Origin of the sequence: Pseudonocardia pini (assembly GCF_013870575.1) — a bacterium.
In the GTDB taxonomy this organism is placed as follows: domain Bacteria; phylum Actinomycetota; class Actinomycetes; order Mycobacteriales; family Pseudonocardiaceae; genus Pseudonocardia; species Pseudonocardia pini.
Window position 1 is genome coordinate 1 of sequence record NZ_JACBXB010000819.1, and the last position, 2368, is coordinate 2368.

4 protein-coding genes and 1 riboswitch are annotated in these 2368 nt (G+C 74.1%); of the genes, 3 read left to right on the top strand and 1 reads right to left on the bottom strand.

The features are described 5' to 3' along the window. Positions 1-307 (top strand): DUF6319 family protein (locus H5J29_RS29425; protein WP_246394463.1); only part of this gene is annotated, 307 nt, incomplete at its 5' end. A gap of 53 nt (positions 308-360) precedes the next feature. Here H5J29_RS29425 and H5J29_RS36000 read toward each other — a convergent pair. Beyond that, complete coding sequence (locus H5J29_RS36000) at positions 361-657, bottom strand: antibiotic biosynthesis monooxygenase (protein WP_181784234.1); 297 nt, start codon at positions 655-657, stop codon at positions 361-363. Positions 658-759: 102 nt separating this feature from the next. Further along, positions 760-851: riboswitch (SAM riboswitch) on the top strand. Here H5J29_RS36000 and H5J29_RS36400 point away from each other — a divergent pair. Next, positions 845-949, top strand: coding sequence for a putative leader peptide (locus H5J29_RS36400; protein WP_312858467.1), 105 nt, complete (start codon positions 845-847; stop codon positions 947-949). Its footprint overlaps the riboswitch before it by 7 nt. 158 nt (positions 950-1107) lie before the next feature. Next, a partial coding sequence (locus tag H5J29_RS29435) for an LLM class flavin-dependent oxidoreductase (RefSeq protein ID WP_181784235.1) occupies positions 1108-2368 on the top strand: 1261 nt, incomplete at its 3' end.

Consider the following 2368-nt stretch of genomic DNA (forward strand, 5'->3'; position numbering starts at 1 on the left):
GAAAGCGGCCCCGGCGCGGGCCCGCAAGCGGGGCGAGCGCTCCGGGGAGCTGACGGTCACCCTGACCTCCACGGCCGGGGGCGACTGGACGGTGGAGGTGCAGGCGGGTGCGAAACGGGTCGTGCCGTCGACGCCGGTCCAGGCGGCCGACGTCGCCGCGGCGGCTCGGTCCCTCCCGCCGGCGGTCGCCGAGGTGGTCACGTCGGCACTGGTCGAGGCCCGCAGGCGGCAGGAGGAGCGTGTCGCGCAGCTGCGTGAGGAGCTCGACGCCGCCCAGCGGACCCTCGAGCAGCTCGGCGTCGACTGAGGACGACGGGCGGGCGGCGCGGGGAGGACGGGGACGCCGCGAACCCCGGGGGGCTACTCGACGAGGCGGAAGTGGCGGAGGGCCAGCGGGGACTCCAACAGCTGCTCCTCGCCGGGGAACGTGACGGGGACGGTCCGCCAGTCCGGACCCGCGTAGTCGACCAGCGCGTCCTCGTCCCGCCACACCCCGACGTACTGGACCCGCCGGGCGTCGGCGAGGTCGACCAGGATCTCGTGCCGCACGAGGCCGGGGTGTCGGTCGGGGAAGTCCGCCACGAGGTCCTCGAGCAGCCGCAGGAACTCCGCGACCCGGTCGAGCCGGACGAGCGCCTCGGACACCCGGACGATCACCGCTCGAGCGTACGGCGGGGTGCCGGCCGCGGTCGAGGCCTGTGACCGCCACGATCGTCTCCCCGTCTTGACACCGGCCCGAGGCGAGGGTTGTGTCGAGGACGTCCATCCAGAGCGGCCGAGAGACCTGGCTCGACGACGCCGCAGCAACCCGCCGTCCGCGGCACGGGTGCTCACGCCGGGAGCGATGGGGGCTGTGGTGCGGATCGGGGCCGCGACGGTGGGTTTCGTCGGCTACCGCAGGCGACACATCGACCTGCTGCGGGTCGCAGGCGCCTGCTGTTCGAGCTGATTTCGGCTCCCGTCGGGAGCCTCGCCGATCAGTCGCTGGTGGCCCGAGGTCGAACCGGGCCCGTTCCGGAGGTCCTGCATGTCCCCGCGCCCGTCGTCGTCCGTCCCCGACCCCTCACCGATGCCCGCCGCGCTGTCCGCCGAGGCACGGGGCCTCCGATGAGCCGGGACGAGATCCTCCTCGCCTACAACCTACGGACCTACGGCAACCTGCCCGAGGCCTGGCTCTCCCCGCGGCTGAAGCGGTTCTCGCTGTACGACCCCGCCTACTGGGCGGAGTTCGCGCAGCTCGCCGAGGCCGGGCTGCTCGACGCGGTGTTCACCGGGGACGGCTCGCAGATCACGGATCCGACCACCGCCGTCGCGGACGGGCTGGACCGCTTCACCGCGTGGACGGCCGCGATCGAGGCGACCGAGCACGTCGGCTTCCTGCTCACCGCGTCGACCACGTACAACGACCCCTTCCGGCTGGCCGAGCGGCTGCTCTCGCTCGACGTGCTCAGCGGGGGCAGGCTGGCCTGGAACGTCGTGACCTCGCACTCCGGCGCCGCCGCGGCGAACTTCGGGCTCCCTGCGCACCCGCCGCGAGACACCCGCTACGCCCGCGCCGAGGAGTTCGTCGGCATCGTCACGGAGCTCTGGTCGGGTGCGACCGTCGACCATGTCAGCGAGCAGTTCACCGTCCGCGGCAGGCTCGCCGTGCCGCCGTCCCGGCAGGGGCGGCCGCCGATCGTGCGCGCCAGCACGTCCGACGCGGGCCGGTCCCTGGCGGGCCGGTACGCCAACGGGGTCTTCGCGGCGGACCTGACCCGCGCCGGTGCCGTCGAGCACCGGGCGGCGTTCCGCGGGGACGCACGCAGCGCCGGTCGGCCCGCCGACCACCTGAACTACCTGTCGGGCCTGCGTCTGGTGCTGGGCAGCACGCAGGCCGAGGCGGAGGCCAAGGTCGCGGACGTCTACAGCCAGTCCCCGGACCAGACCGCCGAGCAGGTGGCCTGGCTGGGGCGGCTGATCGACTTCGACGTCTCCACCCTGGACCCGCAGGAGCCGCTGCCGGTCGAGCTGCTGTCCGCCCGGCGGCTGGCGGAGCTGCCCGCGAGCGAGACGGTCAGCCTCGGGTTCCGGGCGTCGGTGCACGGTTTCCTGCGGGAGCACGCCGGGCTGCCGCTGGCGCAGCTGTTGACCCGCAGCCGGTTCGTCGGGGCGGGGCACTCGACGTTCGTCGGGACCCCCGAGCTGCTCGCCGACCGCCTGGAGGACTGGTACAAGGCGGGCGCGGCCGACGGGTTCGTCCTGGCCCCCGACCTGACCCTGGAGACCTTGCAGGTCCTGGTCGACGAGCTCGTGCCCGCCCTGCAGCGCAAGGGGCTCTACAAGCGCGAGTACACCTCGGACACCTTCGCCGGGCACCTGGGCCTGC

Excerpts from the sequence above, each read along its gene's own strand:
- H5J29_RS36400 (WP_312858467.1), top strand. The coding sequence starts at position 845 with ATGGGGGCTGTGGTGCGGATCGGGGCCGCGACGGTGGGTTTCGTCGGC.